This is a genomic window from Leifsonia sp. SIMBA_070, assembly GCF_046534635.1.
Classification (GTDB): domain Bacteria; phylum Actinomycetota; class Actinomycetes; order Actinomycetales; family Microbacteriaceae; genus Leifsonia.
The window spans coordinates 1-244 of the sequence record NZ_JAWRYK010000797.1 but is presented as its reverse complement, the minus strand read 5'-3'; the positions used below and the strand labels follow the sequence as shown (position 1 = coordinate 244).

1 protein-coding gene is annotated in these 244 nt (G+C 60.7%); it reads left to right on the top strand.

Annotation, left to right across the window (positions count from 1 at the left end):
• Positions 1-127: 127 nt before the first annotated feature.
• The coding region (locus SB754_RS22410) for a type VI secretion system baseplate subunit TssF (RefSeq protein WP_410784480.1) at positions 128-244 on the top strand (117 nt) is incomplete at its 3' end.

Here is a 244-nt window from a genome sequence, read left to right as displayed (position 1 = left end):
CTTCCCGCGTGACCGGACGCTGCGCGATGAATTCGCAATGAGGCTTTCAATTGCCTGAATAGAATCGTTCCGCCTTGTTTGAACGCTGCATGGCCCATCGGCGCGTGCAGCGGCTACCGGAACGTGTATGGCTCCTGGACCCAACGATCTGCTTGCGCACTTCGAACGCGAGATCGCGCTGCTGCGCCGTTCGATGCAGACGTTCGCGCAGCGTTACCCCAAAATCGCCGCCCGCCTTGCGATC